Genomic DNA, 17,079 nt, shown 5'->3' on the forward strand with positions numbered 1-17,079 from the left:
AAAAGGGCGACTGGGTGCCAAGTTGTAAGCATATGCTTACGTAAAAATGGGCTTTTGCCTGCTAGGCAGAGGTGGGGTAACCGCATACAATAGACTCATCAACACAAGGATGCATGGATAGCAGTGTTGGTTTGCGTAGATGAGCTGTTAGGATTTGCAGCAGATAAAAGTTGATCTATTGCCCTGTAGATTGAGTCTTATCAAGTTTACGCAAAAGTATGGCTAAGGATTAGCCGTAAGGAAAATAATAATAACAACAATTAAATAGCGCCCCAAACCCAAGTCTCTGCCCTAGACTTGGGTTTTTTCTTTGCTGTTATTCTAGGATTGCTCTTTGTCTTTTGGTAATGCTCTCTTGTTATTGGCTTTAACAGAGCGGTTGTTATCCTTTAATTGACTGCTTTGGTATAAAGAGCGATAGACCTCTAAAGTTTCATCAATCATTTGCTGCATGGTGAATTTGTCAGTAATTGGGGGACGCATTGCGTTTTCTAACTGGATGCGAATGACTTTGCATAAAGCATAAGCGGTATCTTCTTTGACCAATCCTTGTGGATAAAGCGGCTTTAAAATCTCACTAAAAGCAGCTTTGTTCCAGCCCACTACAGGGGTTCCTAAGTGAATCGCTTGTAGTACATTAATACCGATGGATTCAGGCTGATTTGCCAAGCCTAGTACTAAGTTTGCAGCGGCTAACCATTCTCGCATGTCATTGCGTTTGTTACCAATAAAAGTAAACTTGTCTCGTAACTCTAGGGCGTTGATACGCTGCATAAACTCTTCATGCACTACCTCACGGCGTGAGTCGTCATCCATAATAATGATGTGCAGATTGGGGAAGTCCTCGCTAAGGTTACCCAAAATATCAATTAGCCACTCTTGTCCGTACTCTTGGCCGATGATGGTGGGAAACAATAACCATTTTTTGTGCTCAAGCTCAGGGTACTCAGCAAAAGTTCTATGAATCCAATATACCGAAGGATTGTAGCGATAAGGGAAGTTACGGGTATCCACGCCGCGATAAATACGAATGACAGATCGGGGTGGGTGCTTCAGCTCTTTTAAGCCTTTAGATAAATATTCACTCACACTATCAGAGACAGTAATTAGGCAGTCAACATTCAAAAAAGCTCGAGAATAACTATTTAAGGGATAAAAGCCATACATGGTAGAGACCAGCTTAGGCTTGCGAGCTAGTTTGGCCCCTTTGAGTGCCCAGTGCAAAATCCAAGCCGGGGTGCGAGAGTGAAGATGAATAATATCTGGTTGATATTTTTCAATAAGTTGGCGTAATGGCCAAATTTGGCGTAGAGCAAGCCATGATTTTTTTTCGAGAGACAATTGATGATAGATATTACCGTCGCGCTTAAGGCGTTTTACCAGCTCATGTTCGGTGTCTGCTGATGAGATAATAATTGAGGTATGGCCACGTTTGACCAAAGCCCGTCCAAGATGAAAAATTCCGCGCTCGGATTCGTCGTGCTTTAAAGAGGAGAGCAGGCGCATGACTTTCATAGTAGCAACTGGGCAGATTAGTGGATAACAAAGCAATGGATTGAGCACATTGTCAGTGAAAATGAAGCAAAAAACAAGGTGCGCGTTAAATTTACGTCAGCCGTGAAATCAGCGTGATTGACTAAGGTGCTCAGCATTGGGCAATACTTGTTTTTCAGTCAAGTACTTCCAATAACGCTGAGGCAGATATTGTCGGTGTAAGCGAGGGTTTTTACGTTCTTTGATATTAACATTGGCAAAATAGCCTTGCCAGAACTTTTGATATTGTTTTTCTTGTTCGCTATGTAGGCTACTGGGATTCAACAATACCTCATCTGCTACATCGACAATGGTTTGTAGTTCGGCGGGCTTGTTATTGACAGCTTTGGACTGGTCATAAAAAATACCATAACCCCGCTTGATATCATAGATGGCCCACTGTTGGTCCTGATAACGTTGGCGAAAATGCTCTCCAATTAACGGCAGAACATTGAAGTCAGGCTCTACTCGAGCAAAATAGATGTCTTCAGTGGTATGCTCAAAACGCACGAAAGCCTCCATGCGGTGCTTTTCTCTGCCCACTGATTTAACGGTTTGGGCCAATTCCAGAACCGATAGGTTGCCTAAGTCTTGCAACACTTGACGATTGGGGTAGTTTAGGGCGTATTTAACCACTTCAAACAGAGTGCTACCAATATCTGGTTTTTCAGACAAAAAACCCCACAGTATTTGACGCATTCCTGACCGTCCTAATAAAGTAGTTAGTTTGGTAAGCACTCTTTGTGCTTTATTTTCATCGATAGCGACATAAGTAGCAGTATCGATAAGAGAGGGTTGATAGTCACTGCTGTCAATTAGTTGCAAATAAGGCTGATTTTGTAGCTTATGCTCATAGACATAGAACACAGCACTGAGCCAGCCCTCAAAGCTCGATTCATAAACAATTAAAGTTGGCGGAGTTACTGCGGGTGTGCTGTATAAAGGCATCGGTTTACCCTCTCATAAGCTTTTAACTTAACAGGACTGAGCATTAAAATAGCGCAAGTTGCCCACTGCGTTGATCTTTGAACTTGGTCTGGGTTTGGGCCAATACATATTGCCTAAAATTATCTCGAGTCAAATGCGCAAGGTGCTCGTTTTTGCCAGTGGTAGCAATAAAGTACTTGGCTCGATTGACCGCAGCCCCCATCTTTTTTAGGTGCTCAAGAGTGATTTGATTAAAGCGTCTGGCTTTGACAATCTTTTTTGCGGTTTTGATTCCAATACCAGGTATGCGGATAATGGCTTCATACGGCGCGGTTTGAATATTAACTGGGAAATGCTCACGATGACGAATGGCCCAAGCCAGCTTGGGGTCACACTCAAGATCTAAGAAGGGGTCGTCTGGCTCTAAGATTTCATGAGCGCCAAAACCATAGAAGCGCATTAACCAATCGGCCTGATATAGACGATTTTCACGAACCATAGGCACAGGGGTGCCGACAGCTGGCAAGCGGCTGTCTGATAGCATAGGGACATAGCCAGAATAATAGACCCGCTTTAGGTCATACTTTTGGTAAAAGTGACTAGAGAGCTGAATAACCTGTAAGTCAGTTTCATTACTGGCACCAACGATCATTTGGCTGGTCTGACCCGCAGGGGTGAACTTAGGGGCTGACTTATGCTTTTTGCGGCTTTCTTTGATGGTGATAATCTCTTCTTTAACCGTCTGCAGTGGCGCTTGAAGTTGGTCATGGCTCTTTTCTGGCGCTAATAAAGCAAGCCCAGACTTAGTAGGTATCTCAATATTGGCACTTAATCGGTCGGCATATAAGCCGGCTTGGTACAGTAGCTCCTTGCTGGCACCAGGTATGGTCTTAAGATGAATGTAGCCATTGAAGCCTTCACGAGTACGCAGCAACTTGGCCACCTCTACCAGGCGTTCCATGGTGTAATCACCATCCTTAAAAATACCTGAGCTTAAAAACAGTCCTTCAATATAGTTGCGGCGATAAAACTGCATGGTGAGCTCTACCACCTCTTCGACAGTAAAAGCTGCACGTGGGGTATCATTACTGCGTCTTGAGGTGCAGTAGGCGCAGTCGTAGATACAATGATTGGTAAGCAATATTTTCAGTAAGCTGACACAGCGGCCATCTTCGGTATAGCTGTGACAAATTCCAGATTTGGAGGCATCCCCTAAGCTACCGCCTTGGTTTTTTCGGGTGCTCCCAGAAGAGGAGCAAGACACATCATATTTAGCAGCATCTGCTAAAATATTTAACTTGCCTTGTAACCTTTCATAATTAATTGAACCCATATTTTTATCCTACTAACCATAGAGAATTATGATAACAAATATAAGGCTCAGACCCTATGCTTTACGGGCGCTGTTTAGATTCTATACGACAAATAGTGTCGCTAATAAGGATTGTCGATAAGATAATGAGTAATAATTAGTATCGATAGAAATAGCTGTAATCAACAAATAACATGACCAAAAAAACTCCTATCCAGACGAGTTGACCTGGCATAGGAGTTTAATAAGTGGCGTGTAGGAAGTGGAGTCTAATAAATAAAGCTAGGTAGCCCTAATCTTAGACCTAGAGTTAGTTAATTATCGTGTGTTATGAGTGTAGATGGACATTAGTAGTCCAAAGCCTGCCATTAAGGTAAGGATGGCAGTTCCTCCATAACTTACCAAAGGAAGCGGGACACCAACCACAGGTAGAATGCCTCCCACCATGCCGATATTGACAAAGACATAGACGAAGAAAGATAAGGCGATAGCGCCGGCCAATAATCTACCAAAGGTATCAACGTGGATAGCGGCGATGTATAACGAGCGTACCAAAATACAAGAGTAAATAAACATCAGTACGCTAACCCCTAGTAGACCGAATTCCTCAGAAAAAGCAGCAATAATAAAGTCAGTATGGCCTTCTGGTAAGAAGTGAAGGTGCGACTGGGTGCCTTCAAGATAGCCTTTGCCGGTCAGTCCTCCCGAGCCAATCGCTGTTTTGGATTGGGTGATATTCCAACCTGCCCCTAACACGTCTGCTTCGGGATTAAATAAGGTTAAAACTCGCTGTTTTTGATAATCGCGCATCAAAAAAGTCCAACCAAACCATACCGTAGGGATCATCATCGCCACCGCTGAACCAATCATCCACCACGGTAGTCCTGCCAAAAACAACACAAATATCCCACTAGCGGCTACCAGTAGTGACGTGCCTAAGTCTGGCTGCTTGGCAATTAGTAATACTGGCAAAACGATAATGGCAAGCGTTGAGAACACCGTAACGAGGTTTGGTGGCAAATCCCGTCTAGATAGATACCAAGCGCACATCATGGGCAGCCCCAGTTTTAAGAACTCAGAGGGCTGGACACTACCAAAGCCTGGGATACCAATCCAGCGCTGTGCCCCCATGCGTACTTCACCGATCAGCTCTACTAAAACCAATAAAAAGAGACCGATAATATAAAAAAACGGGGTGAAGTTTCGATAAACACCGGGTGGAATCTGAGCCATACCAATCATGACGGCGAAGCCTAGCAAATAGCTGACAGATTGGCGGATAACCATAGACACATCTTGAGTAGAGGCGCTATATAAGATTGCCAGACCAATAAAGCTCAAGGTGAGCAGAAGCAGCATCAGCCATGGGTCAATATGAATACGTTCCCAGATACTAGTGCTATCATCCCGGCCAAAATGATGGGTTTGTCGAGAAAATCGATACTGTTGTTGCTTTGACATAAGGCAGTTTATTATTGAGTTCGCAAAGGAGGAGGGGGTTAATCACCTGATATTATCACCAGATTTACTCATTTTACTAAGGGCAGTATTGTTTTAGACATCTAGATAGCAAATTATCTAAATAGCAGCAATAGTTTGGTAAGAAGTAAGACACTATAGTTTAGCGTGACTGTAGCAAATTTGATAGTATCAATATTCTATCTTTATCGCCTATTTATAATCTATTCTACTTCTACTGGCTAACCCTCACGAATGCCTGTTGATTACCTTAACTATAAAAAAATAATATGACTGGAAACTACCAAGCTATGAAAAGCACGATGAAATACTCTTTAGGCATCATTGCATCACTTGCTCTGTTAAGCACCAGCTGTTCTACCGCCCCCAAGCCGTCATCCGGAGCCAATATTAATGAGAAAAGACAGGTAAGAGTGGTTAATAACAATAATCGTCCGCAAAAAGTGGTGACCCGTCAAGCAGCTAAAACCGATAGTTTAGGCAACCTAATTCGAGAGTCCGAGCGATTGACTATTGAACAAAACTCCCGTATCCGCCCTTTTGGCGGCTCTTCTTCAACAAATTATGGTCAGTCAGCTACCTTTGGGGAAACCAACTATAACTATGTGCAGTGGTTAAATATGAGTAGTTATCGGGCTAATGAGGTGGCTCAATATAGAAGTTATTTAGCAAACTACTTGGGTGAGCAGGCGGTTCCTCCTTTTGATCAGCTGTTAACCACTGCCCGCAGTTGGGAGAGTTGTGGTTATGAGCAGTATCAACTACCACCTCGTGAGCTTTGGACAAATATGGTACCGACCTTAAGACTTTATGATGATCTAAAAAAGCAGGGAATCTTACCGCCCACCGCTGAAATTAGATCTACTTACCGTTCTCCGTCTTTAAATGCCTGTGCAGGAGGGGCTGCTGGCAGTAAGCATATGAGTAATGGAGCCATCGATATTTGGGTGCCAGAGTATGAGGGACAACCTTGGTATATAGATAGTATGAAAGAAAGATTATGTCAGTTTTGGTCGAGCCAAGGTGAGAGATATAACTTTGGTCTGGGATTATACGCTACCGGAGCCATCCATCTAGATACTCAGGGCTATCGATATTGGGGAGCTAATAATTCTGATCCTGGCTCTTATTGTCGATATTTGAATTAAGTCAATTTATATTCTGATAGTATTCTTTATACTTATGTAAAAATAGTGTATAATATGTGTTAAGCCGGTTTGTATATAGTGGCCTTGTTAAATTAAGGCGTTGTTACTTCTGACTTAAGACATCCTTCAATAAACTGTCTGTAGCTAATAAACTTAAATTCTCTATGTGAAATCATTGGTTTTTAAGTCATCAAAAGACGTAAGAAGGCATATACTATTCGAGGCATAAGATTTGAATATAAGATCATCATCCTATCTGGCCATATTAATTTGTTTTGTTGTAGTGAGTACGGTTATGGCTTGTAAACCTGCTGATAGCCTACTTCCTATAACCCAGGCTAACGAAGAGTGGCAAGACATAACAGATTCAGGATTACCTAGACTTGAAAGAGACAATCTGCCTTCACTAGGTCACACAAATCAGTTGGAACCTATACAAGCAGGGCAAGATACAGCTAAGAGTGGCTCTGTTACTATTGATAAAGCTAAGCTTGCGACAGCCAATCAAAATACTTGCCCTAAGCTAGTTGAATTCCCTGTAGGTTCAACAAAAATAGTGCGTGAAAATGAAGTGATGCAAGGCGCTTATTGTGATTACTACCTTTATCCCAAAAAAGGACAGCGAATATTTATAGAAAGCTATCCGAACTATATTGCTGCTGATCTAATCAGCCCTGAGTATCACGACTTTGCCAACGGTAGCTATCTGGTCGATCAGGCCGATCAGTATTTGATACGTTTGCGTTATGAGGGTGTTGAGCCTATGAATGATGCGATAGATTATGAAGTTACTATACAAGTGCAATAAGCAATAGCTTCAGTGAGCAATATATACAGGGATTAGCTGCTAATTAAGCGACTGCTAAAAACTTGAGGTTTATTGCTCTATATTTTGACTAATAAAAAAAGACACTGCGGAGTGTCTTTTTTTATGGCTTTCTTATGACTATAATTTGAAAGATATTATCGCTATCTGTGCGGCTTTAAGTCTATTTTTTGAGTTTATTTAGCTCAGAGTTTTTGGCAATATTAGGCTTGCCGACGGTAACTATAATAAATTTATCTGGCGTTAACGTCTCTTGCAGCGCCTTATTAACCTGCTTCACACTGCTGTTCTCTACGCGGTCGATATAGTTGGTGATGTAGCTATCAGGTAGCTTGTGGAAGTTGAGTACACCTAGCATTCCATTAATGCCGGCATTACTAGAGAAGCCCATCGGATAACTATTGATTAAGCTTTCTTGAGTCAGTTTGAACTCTTCTGCAGTGACCCCTTGTTGTAAAGTATCCTCTACAGTTTGTAAAGTGGCTTTAATGGCCTCATCTGCTTTTTCGTTACGGGTCGAGAACTGGATGGTGTAAGGGCCAGGGGCTTGCATGGCTGTCATACTGCCATAAATACCATAGGTATAGCCCAGCTCTTTGCGAATTTTACCCATCAAGCGTGAGTTAAATCCGCTACCAGCTAAGATCTCATTACCAATGCTAAAGTCGCTTCTGCGCTGAAGCTGTGTGGGATCTACACTAACGCTATGACCTTGTTGACCGATAATTACTGAGGTTTGGTCGCTGTCATAATCCACATGGACCCACTTACTACTTTTGATTGGAGTCGGCTGCGGCAGCTTAGGAGCAGGTTTACCTTGATTCAGCTGTTTAGTAATAGTCTCAGCGACTTGTTTTGCTTGCTGTAAGCTTAAGTCACCAGTAAGACTTAAGCTGGCATTTTGTGCGACCAGATAGGTGTCATGGAAGCGCTGCAAATCCTCAACCTGAATATTAGGAATGCTATCTATAGTGCCATAAGAAGAGTGGGCATAGGGATGAGAGCCGTACAGCGTTTGATTAAAGGTAATATTGGCAAGATAAGAGGGGTTTTGCATCATCTGCTTTAGCCCTAGGATTTGTTGAGCTTTACTGCGCTCTAAAACTTTTGCTTCAAATCTAGGCTCACTTAGCACTTCACTTAGCAGTTTTAACGCTGGATCCAGCTTGTCACTCTCAGACAGACTGCGTAGATTTATCACAAACTGGTCTTTGTAAGCAGCACTGCCAAGCTCGATACCCAATTGTTCGGTGGCTTCTGCAAAGGCAGTCTCATCTAATTGCTTGGTGCCTTTGGTCAATAGATCTGCCACCATGCTGGCTAGACCAAAGCCGTTTTTGCGGATACTTTCATCACGAGCACTACCAGCGTTAAATCTTAAGTCAACATCAACGATAGGCAGTTGATTGGTCTGAAAGAAAATAACCGGAACCCCATTGCTGGTGGTGAAGTGTTGAAATTTGGGAATAGAGAAGTCTAGTTTCTTTTCATTTTTTAGGCTAGACAAATTATCAAGCGCTTTAATAGGCTGGGTAATATCGACGTCTTTGGTAGCATGTTCACCACTGGGCAATTCAGGTGCAGCATGGGCACTAAGCGTAGCTAATCCTGCTGAAATGATGAGGGAGCTGGCCACAATAAGAGGCTTAAGAGAGTAGAAGGGGGGTAAGTATGATTTCATATCAAATCCGTATTTGGGTGTTATAACTTTTAATTTTTTAGTTTTCAGTTTTTATATAAATTTTTCAGTCTTATGGCCTTGCGGCAGTAACTGGTTCAACATACATTACAGTTAAATTGTCTTTTACTAGATATTTGTTGGCTGCCTCATTGATATCTTTACTACTAATATTTGCCAGCTCCTTCGGCAAGGTATGAATCAGGCGATCGTCTAAACCACGAGATTGTAGATTACCAATCATATAAGCCTGTCCTGCCATGCTGTCTTGCGCGAAGACGAAGCCATTGACGGCATTGTTACGGGCGCGCTCCAGCTCTTTGTCACTGATGGTTTCGGTTTTAAATTTATCTACTTGCTCTAAAATGGCCTGCTGTGCTTGGGCCAAAGTGACCCCTTCACGTGGTGTCGCCTGAATCATAAATAGGCCGTCGCCACGCTCGTATAAGTCATAGTACGAAACTACAGATGCCAGTAGGCCTTGCTCACGCACCAAGCTCTTCTCAAAACGGGCTGCATAACCGCCATCCATAATGAACTGCATCATTAGCAGGTCATAGACCTCCTTCTTGGGAAGGTCAGTTGCGATAGCACTATGTAAAGTAGGCACGTTAAAAGCCATGAGCAAGGTCGGCACATTGACCGTCTCTTTTATAGTTTGTTGTTGATAGCCACGCCAACCTTTTTGCAGGACTGAAGGACGCTCAGGGATTTGCTTACTAGGCAAATCTCCAAAGTATTTCTCAACTTTTTTTAGAGTTTGCTGCGGGTCTACGTCACCCACTATGACCAAGGTGGCGTTGTTTGGGGCGTACCAAGTTTTGTACCATTTTTCCAAATCTTCAATATTGGTATTGGCAATTTCCTGCATAGGACCAATAATGGACTCACCTTTAGGACTATCAGGTAAGGTCAATTTACGGAACTTTTCAAAAGCTCTGGCCAGCGGATTGTCATCAGTACGTTGACGACGCTCTTCCATCACTACGTTGCGCTCTTGTTCGAACTCTTGGACGAATTCATAACTGTCAAAGCGTAAGTTGGTCATACGGTCGGCTTCTAATTCTAAAGCCAAATCCAGACGGTTAACTGGAAACATTTCGTAATAGCCAGTGTAGTCGTAGCTAGTGAAAGCATTGTGATCACCGCCAAACTTGGCAATCAGTCTATCAAAATCAGCCCCAGAAACTTTTTCAGTCCCCTTAAACATCATGTGCTCTAATAAATGGGAGATACCGCCTTTGTCTTCAGGCTCATCTGTTGAACCTACGGAATACCAAATTTGGGTCATCGCCACCGGGGCTCTATGATCTTCTTTAATTATAACTTTCAGTCCATTATCTAATTGATACTCGTGACGACTGGCATCGGCTGGGAACTGTGAGTCTTTATTACTAGCAACCATGTGATTTACAGCAGATCTATTTGAAGGGGAGTCAGAGGCATGGGGCATGCTGTTACAAGCCGTCAAGGTCGCCGCAGTGATGCTAGCCAATAATAGGGTTTTAATTGTTTTACTAGCAGGGTTATTAGTAGGGGAGTTAGCAGGGCTATTAACAGGGGAACTAGTAGGGAAATTAGAATTTGTTGTTATAAGGGTTTTCATGCAGTCCTCAGGATATCAATGATAAAAACAATAACGATAAAAAATAATAAACAGTAAATGATAAAAAGTAAAAAGAATGCCTAGAGCCAAATAAAATGCCCAGAGTCAAATAACCAGTACTAAAAAAACAGTACTAAAAAAACAGTACTAAAAAAACAGTACTAAAAAAACAGTACTAAAAAATAGCATTAAGTAGATACAGGTCAATAAATACAGAAATAACTAAATATAGAGACGCTAAGACTACCGCTATTATTACCTAGGTTGTAGACCTAAAATGTGAGATTTTATTACTCATTATTTCAACTTCTACTCAAGTTATGCAACCCTTATGCCATCGATGCTACAAATAGCCAACCCTGAGTGCTATTTAGCGAGTAATTTTATTAACCCATCACCACAGATAGCCTTAATAACTATAAGGGTTTATTGATAAATTTTGGCTACAGATGAGGAGCTAATTTTGTTATAATTATCTGTTACTCTGTTTTTGAGTGACTTTCCCATTCAGTAATTGCTGAAAACAGCAGGCGAGGCGTCTTTATGTCATCAACTACTCCATCAAATACCTCTGGTATTACTTATCCTAAATCGTATGATGTTGTCGTCATCGGTGGCGGGCATGCCGGTACCGAAGCAGCATTAGCGGCAGCGCGTATGGGCGCACAGACGTTATTGTTGACACACAATATTGAAACCTTAGGTCAGATGAGCTGTAACCCTGCTATTGGGGGAATTGGTAAATCACACCTGGTGCGTGAGATTGATGCCTTAGGCGGTGCTATGGCATTGGCTACTGATAAAGCTGGTATTCAATTTCGGGTGTTGAACAGCCGTAAAGGGGCTGCAGTAAGAGCCACGCGTGCTCAAGCTGACCGTATTTTATATAAAGCGGCCATTCGTCATACTCTAGAAAACCAGCCTAACTTAGACTTATTCCAACAAGGCGCGGATGATATCTTGGTAGAGAACGGCAAAGCTTGTGCTGTGGTGACCTCGACCGGCATTATTTTCCGTACCAAGACCGTGGTGCTAACCTCAGGGACTTTCTTAGGCGGTGTGATTCACATTGGCTTAGATAACGCAAAAGGTGGTCGTGCTGGTGATCAGCCCTCTATTAAGCTGGCCGAGCGTTTACGTGAATTAAAGCTGCCTGTGGGTCGTCTGAAGACAGGAACGCCCGCCCGTATTGATGCTAGAACGGTAGACTTTAGTGTGATGAAAGTGCAGCCTGGCGATACCCCGCTGCCAGTAATGAGCTTTATGGGTGATGTTAGTATGCACCCAGAGCAAGTCAATTGCTTCATCACTTATACTAATGAAAAAACACACGATATTATCCGTAGGCACCTAGACCGCTCGCCTTTATTCTCAGGCAATATTGAGGGGGTAGGGCCACGCTACTGTCCTTCCATTGAAGATAAAATTCACCGCTTCGCTGATAAAGACAGCCATCAAATATTCGTTGAGCCTGAAGGCTTGACCACCAATGAGCTATACCCTAATGGTATTTCAACCAGTTTGCCATTCGATGTACAAATTGAGTTTATTCGTACTATGGCAGGGTTTGAAAATGCGCACATTACCCGTCCAGGTTACGCCATTGAGTATGATTACTTTAACCCACAAAGCCTAAAGCCAACTTTAGAGACTAAGTCTATTGATAGCCTGTATTTTGCTGGTCAGATTAATGGTACCACAGGTTATGAAGAGGCAGGGGTGCAAGGGTTGCTGGCAGGGGTAAACGCTGCATTATCTACCCAAGATAACCCAGTGATGGACAGCTGGACGCCGCGCCGTGACCAAGCTTACCTTGGGGTATTGGTAGATGACCTAATTACTCATGGTACTAAAGAGCCGTACCGTATGTTCACTAGCCGTGCTGAATACCGCCTATTACTACGTGAAGACAACGCCGATCAACGCTTGACTGAAATTGGTCGCAACTTAGGCTTAGTGGATGATGCGCGCTGGGAAGCTTATCAAAATAAAATGGAGTCGGTAGCTGCTGAATCAGGTCGTCTAAAAGAGTTGTGGGCCACACCAAACAATGAGCTGGGCAAAAAGTTCTCTGAGCGTACCGGAGAGAGTTTATCAAAAGAGTCGACTGCTTATGATTTATTAAAGCGTCCTAATGTGGGCTTTGATGACATTGCTGCGATAACAGGTGCGGATGTGGCTGCAGATGTCGGTGAGCAGATTGAAATCTCAGTGAAATATGCAGGCTATATCAGTCGCCAACAAGAAGACATTGATCAAATGAAGCGTTTAGAGAATACGCAGCTGCCAATGGACTTCGATTACAGTGTAGTGTCAGGCTTGTCTAATGAAATTGTGCAAAAGCTACAAGAGATTCGTCCTGCTACCTTAGCTCAAGCCAGTCGCATCAGTGGCGTTACTCCAGCCGCCATACAGCTGCTAGGTATGACTTTAAAAAAACAAAAAAAAGCGAAGGCAACTTTAGAAAGCTAAAGACAGCTAAGCTGTAAACAAAGCTGACTCTATACTGAGCTAATTTAGTAATAATTGCTAACCTGACAGCCTAAGGCGCTTGTAGCGCCTCAAATCCAGATGAGATAGCAATGATAGATGCCATTGTATTTGCTCTAAATATTGTACTGCCCAACCTGGTACTCATGGGGTTGGGTTTTTTTATGCGCAAAAAAGGGCAGATTAGCAAGGCGTTTATTGATCAGGCCTCTAAGCTAGTATTTAACTATGCCTTGCCTTGTTTACTGTTTTTTAGTGTCATTGAAAGTCAGGTTAACTTCAGTGAACAGTTAAATCTGCTGGGCGCTGGATTTGCAGTAACGATGCTGCTGTACTTCGGTGCAGAGCTGTACGCCAAGCTTTTTATTGCAAGAGCTGAGGATAAAGGGGTATTTGTCCAAGGTGTATTTCGCAGTAACATGGCTATTATTGGCCTAGCGACTGTCGCTAATGCTTATGGGGCAGAGGGGCTAAGTATTGGCGCAGTTTATATGGGCGTGATTACTTTGGTGTTCAATATTTTGGCAGTGATTACTTTAAGTCGTACCGCCATAAACCCAGATGCCGACCAAAAACAGATTGCAAGGCGTGAAAGTTACGCTATGATGTTAACTAAGAAGTTATTTACCAACCCTTTAATTCTCTCCTTAATTGCAGCATTTAGTTTTAAATTGCTTGCCGCGACGTTTGGCTTGCCAGCACTGCCTAGTGTCATTACCCAGACAGGGGCTTTGCTATCAGCACTGTCTTTGCCACTGGCATTAATATGTGCTGGTGCCACCATCGATGTTCGTTCTATGCTGACATTATCAGGGTTATCCATGCAGGCCAGTATAGGGCGTATTGTGGTTGCGCCTATAGTAGCTGTGGTGGTCGGGTTGGCGTTTGGCTTAACTGGGGTACATATGGGGGTGCTATTTTTGATGGTGGCTTCCCCGACAGCCGCAGCCAGTTATGTCATGGCAAAAGCAATGGGTGGTAATGAGGTGTTAGCGGCTAATATCTTAGCGTTTACCACGGTGGTATCGTTATTTGGTATGGCGATAGGGGCGGCATCTCTGAGAGCACTTGGCTGGATGTAGGCTTATATCAAACCGTTTTTATCAAAACTGTATTCAGGGCAAAAGACGAATCTTTCAAATCCAAAAAGGTAATATCTAAATTATGATAAAAAAAAGCTGTATGCAGCTGTGTTGGTTCAGTATTGCCTCCTTACTGTGTTTAACCGCTCAAGCTATGCCAATCAATGAGGTGATATTTGAAAAGGGCAGTAATTGTGGTCACTATCAGGGTGATTTAACCTCAGGTAAGCTATTTTCATTAGAGATGGGCGCTGAGGAGCAGCTGGTGATTAGCACAGATGGTCACGTACAGACGGTAACTGATAGTAAAGGGCAAGTATTAGAAGATAAGGGGGGCACTAATTATAGTTATAATGCCATTCATACCGGCACTCATACTATTAAGATGGTAGGCCGAGTAAAAAGTGAGATCGAATTTTGTGTTTTTTAAACTATAAATTTTGTGCTTATAACACTTATTGACTAAACGCCTCTTAGTAAATCACTTAACTAGCCAACTGACTAACTAGCCAACTAGCTAACGATTAGCAAAACCACTAGATGCAAAAAAGCCGATATCATTGAATATCGGCTTTACTGTTTTTAAGCTTTCTTTAATATTATGAAAATAAAAGTATAAATGATATTTATGGCTGTAAATCAAACACACCCAGCTCAGGCACCAGTTCAAGAGAGCGTATACGGGCCTGCTGGTCGTAAATATTGGCAGTTACCATCAGCTCATCAGGCTTATGCTCTTTTAAGAAGTGCTCTAACAGTGGACGAACTCCTGAGACACTACCCACAAAAGATACTGCTAATGCATCTTCGACCATGGCTTTTTCAGGCGCACTCCAAATATTGTCCATCGACTCTACTGGTGCAGGAACTTGAGTACGGCCACCACGGCGTAAACGAACGAAGCTCTGCTGTGCAGAGGTAAAATGATAACGGGCTGTTTCATCGTCATCGGCCAATAACATATTTGCAGCCAACATCACATAAGGCTTGTCCAAATACTGAGAGGGCTCAAAGTTCTCACGATAAGTGGCAAGGGCCTGAGTCATCATACGCGGTGCAAAGTGCGAGGCAAAAGAATACGGCAAGCCAAGCTTAGCTGCCAATGTAGCCCCAAATAAAGAAGAGCCTAAAATCCAAATAGGCACATTGCTGTGAGCACCTGGGAAAGCTTGAACCGGGCTATTGTCTGAATCTTTGCCTAAGAAAAATAAAAGCTCTTGCACATCTTGTGGGAAGAGCTCTGCATCATGCATCTGACGGCGTAGTGCCCTAAAGGTAGCACCATCGGTACCGGGCGCACGGCCCAAGCCTAAGTCAATACGGTCGCCATACAACGCTTGCAGTGTGCCAAATTGCTCAGCAATTACCAAAGGCGCATGGTTAGGTAGCATAACGCCGCCTGAACCAATACGAATTTTATTGGTCTTGGCTCCGATGTGTGATAGCAACACTGAGGTTGCAGCACTAGCGATGCCTGGCATATTGTGATGCTCAGCCATCCAGAAGCGATTCATACCGATGGCTTCCGCGGTTTGGGCCATATCAACGGTATAAGCCACACCTTGTGCGGTAGTTTGACCCTCTGGAACTGGGGCTAAGTCTAAAAAAGATAAAGGAATTGCAGTCATAGGTAATCCATTAGCAGAGTCAATAAGGCCTTAGTTAGGATAACAAGGACTTATCTGCTGCTTATTTAATTAAAATATTATTGGTTAACTTAAGTATTATTAGTTTTGTATTACCTATTGATATGCGACTTGCCTGCTTGAGTTTCAAGTAGACCGGTTGGATATTAATAAAACATAACAATCTGATAAATTAAGGGCTATCTGCTAAATAAAAAATCATCTGATAAATTAAGGGCCAAACGCCAAAAAGGTGCCGAGGGGCACCTTTTTTGTAACTTGTTAATACTACGGCTTATTGCTATTGCGGTTTATTAATATTGTGGTTCTAGTTACCGAATTGCTGTTGGCAAAGCTTGATAAAGGCTTTACCAAAGTGGCGAATTTCAGCATCATCACGTACCGCAATCCAACTGGTAAAGCGGCCGAAGTGACTGATAGGAATGGCGGTTAGGTTTTGATAGTGACCCGGCTCAAAGGCCATTTCAGCAATAATACCCACGCCAAGACCGGCGCCCACGTAAGTGCTAATCACATCAGCATCCAAGGCTGCCAATACGATTTCAGGTTCTAACCCTGCTTCATGGAAGGTCTGGTCAATAGCACCACGACCGGTAAATCCACCGTGATAAGTTACCAAAGGGTAGCTTGCAAGGGTAGGCAGGTCGATAGTCTCAAGCTCAGCCAACTCATGGTCCTTGGGTACAATGACTCGGTGTGACCAATCATAATAACGGTAGCAGCGCAGATAAGAGTTTTGTAATAAAGCTTCGGTAGCAATACCGATATCGGCTTGACCACGAATAACCATATTGGCAATGGTCTGTGGATCTGCTTGCTGTAGTACCAGTTGCACTTTGGGGAACTGTTCTTTGAATTTCTTAATTATGTCAGGTAACACATAGCGCGCCTGAGTGTGCGTGGTCGCTAGGGTCAAGGTTCCTGTATGTGGGTTGTTGTAATCGAGACTGATATTTTCGATAGTGCGAATTTCAGTAAAAATAGACTCAATATGCGGCAGCAGTGCTTCGCCCACAGGGGTTAAGCCAGTCAAACGCTTGCCTTGACGCACGAAGACTTCGGCTTTGAGCTGGTTTTCTAATGCTGATATGTGTTTGGATAAGCTCGACTGGCTGGTGTGTAGTACTTGAGCAGCTTGGCTTAGGTTATAACCATTAATGACAGTGTGCCACACGGTCTCTAACTGCTTAAGCTGAATTTGTAAATGTCTTTGGTTAACGACGACATCAATTGCCATAAATATATCCTGTATTACTTTTGCTCAATATTCATTAAATAATATCGGCTTACCTAAAATATAAGCTTATTATCAAGCAGGAAGAGGGGGTGATAAGCGGGTCGAGATCAATAGA

Annotated in this window: 13 protein-coding genes; 5 read left to right on the forward strand and 8 right to left on the reverse strand. The window is 42.9% G+C overall.

Annotated features, from left to right (window positions below; translation table 11 throughout):
• Nucleotides 1-321 precede the first annotated feature (321 nt).
• The 4 genes from G561_RS0105865 to rodA form a co-directional block, all read right to left on the reverse strand.
• A complete protein-coding gene (locus G561_RS0105865; RefSeq protein WP_028858714.1) occupies nucleotides 322-1,515 on the reverse strand; it encodes a glycosyltransferase family 4 protein in 1,194 nt (397 codons plus the stop codon).
• Nucleotides 1,516-1,623: 108 nt separating this feature from the next.
• On the reverse strand, nucleotides 1,624-2,481 hold the full coding sequence (locus G561_RS0105870; protein ID WP_028858715.1) for a TIGR03915 family putative DNA repair protein: 858 nt from the start codon (nucleotides 2,479-2,481) through the stop codon (nucleotides 1,624-1,626).
• Nucleotides 2,482-2,524: 43 nt separating this feature from the next.
• Entirely contained in the window at nucleotides 2,525-3,793 is a 1,269-nt protein-coding gene (locus tag G561_RS0105875; RefSeq protein ID WP_028858716.1) for a putative DNA modification/repair radical SAM protein, read from the reverse strand.
• A 297-nt stretch (nucleotides 3,794-4,090) separates the two neighbouring features.
• Nucleotides 4,091-5,233, reverse strand: a complete 1,143-nt coding sequence (gene rodA / locus G561_RS0105880; RefSeq protein WP_028858717.1) for a rod shape-determining protein RodA — start codon at nucleotides 5,231-5,233, stop codon at nucleotides 4,091-4,093.
• Between the two features lie 320 nt (nucleotides 5,234-5,553).
• Between rodA and G561_RS0105885 the strand changes: the two genes are divergently transcribed.
• Both G561_RS0105885 and G561_RS0105890 read left to right on the forward strand, forming a co-directional pair.
• Nucleotides 5,554-6,399, forward strand: a complete 846-nt coding sequence (locus G561_RS0105885; protein WP_227674060.1) for a D-Ala-D-Ala carboxypeptidase family metallohydrolase — start codon at nucleotides 5,554-5,556, stop codon at nucleotides 6,397-6,399.
• 295 nt (nucleotides 6,400-6,694) lie between these two features.
• Nucleotides 6,695-7,207: a hypothetical protein gene (locus G561_RS0105890; protein ID WP_028858719.1), complete on the forward strand. Its 513-nt coding sequence runs from the start codon at nucleotides 6,695-6,697 to the stop codon at nucleotides 7,205-7,207.
• Nucleotides 7,208-7,388: 181 nt separating this feature from the next.
• Here the strand turns inward: G561_RS0105890 and G561_RS0105895 are convergent, their stop codons facing one another.
• Both G561_RS0105895 and G561_RS0105900 read right to left on the reverse strand, forming a co-directional pair.
• Complete coding sequence (locus G561_RS0105895) at nucleotides 7,389-8,906, reverse strand: M16 family metallopeptidase (RefSeq protein ID WP_028858720.1); 1,518 nt, start codon at nucleotides 8,904-8,906, stop codon at nucleotides 7,389-7,391.
• 70 nt (nucleotides 8,907-8,976) lie between these two features.
• Nucleotides 8,977-10,509, reverse strand: a complete 1,533-nt coding sequence (locus tag G561_RS0105900) for a M16 family metallopeptidase (RefSeq protein ID WP_028858721.1) — start codon at nucleotides 10,507-10,509, stop codon at nucleotides 8,977-8,979.
• 576 nt (nucleotides 10,510-11,085) lie between these two features.
• Here G561_RS0105900 and mnmG point away from each other — a divergent pair.
• The 3 genes from mnmG to G561_RS0105915 all read left to right on the forward strand — a co-directional run bounded on the left by mnmG (nucleotide 11,086) and on the right by G561_RS0105915 (nucleotide 14,511).
• Nucleotides 11,086-12,981 (forward strand): tRNA uridine-5-carboxymethylaminomethyl(34) synthesis enzyme MnmG, encoded by a 1,896-nt coding sequence (mnmG, locus tag G561_RS0105905; RefSeq protein WP_028858722.1) that lies wholly within the window; start codon nucleotides 11,086-11,088, stop codon nucleotides 12,979-12,981.
• A 110-nt stretch (nucleotides 12,982-13,091) separates the two neighbouring features.
• Nucleotides 13,092-14,081, forward strand: coding sequence for an AEC family transporter (locus G561_RS0105910; protein WP_028858723.1), 990 nt, complete (start codon nucleotides 13,092-13,094; stop codon nucleotides 14,079-14,081).
• Nucleotides 14,082-14,163: 82 nt separating this feature from the next.
• Nucleotides 14,164-14,511, forward strand: coding sequence for a hypothetical protein (locus G561_RS0105915; RefSeq protein WP_051584394.1), 348 nt, complete (start codon nucleotides 14,164-14,166; stop codon nucleotides 14,509-14,511).
• 196 nt (nucleotides 14,512-14,707) lie between these two features.
• On the opposite strand, the gene G561_RS0105920 is transcribed toward G561_RS0105915, so the two are convergent.
• Together G561_RS0105920 and G561_RS0105925 are read right to left on the reverse strand one after the other, a co-directional pair.
• Nucleotides 14,708-15,709, reverse strand: coding sequence for an LLM class flavin-dependent oxidoreductase (locus G561_RS0105920; RefSeq protein WP_028858725.1), 1,002 nt, complete (start codon nucleotides 15,707-15,709; stop codon nucleotides 14,708-14,710).
• Nucleotides 15,710-16,034: 325 nt separating this feature from the next.
• A complete protein-coding gene (locus tag G561_RS0105925) occupies nucleotides 16,035-16,964 on the reverse strand; it encodes a LysR substrate-binding domain-containing protein (protein ID WP_028858726.1) in 930 nt (309 codons plus the stop codon).
• Between the last annotated feature and the right edge of the window lie 115 nt (nucleotides 16,965-17,079).

The sequence above is a fragment of the Psychrobacter phenylpyruvicus DSM 7000 = NBRC 102152 genome (assembly GCF_000685805.1).
In the GTDB taxonomy this organism is placed as follows: Bacteria; Pseudomonadota; Gammaproteobacteria; order Pseudomonadales; family Moraxellaceae; genus Psychrobacter; species Psychrobacter phenylpyruvicus.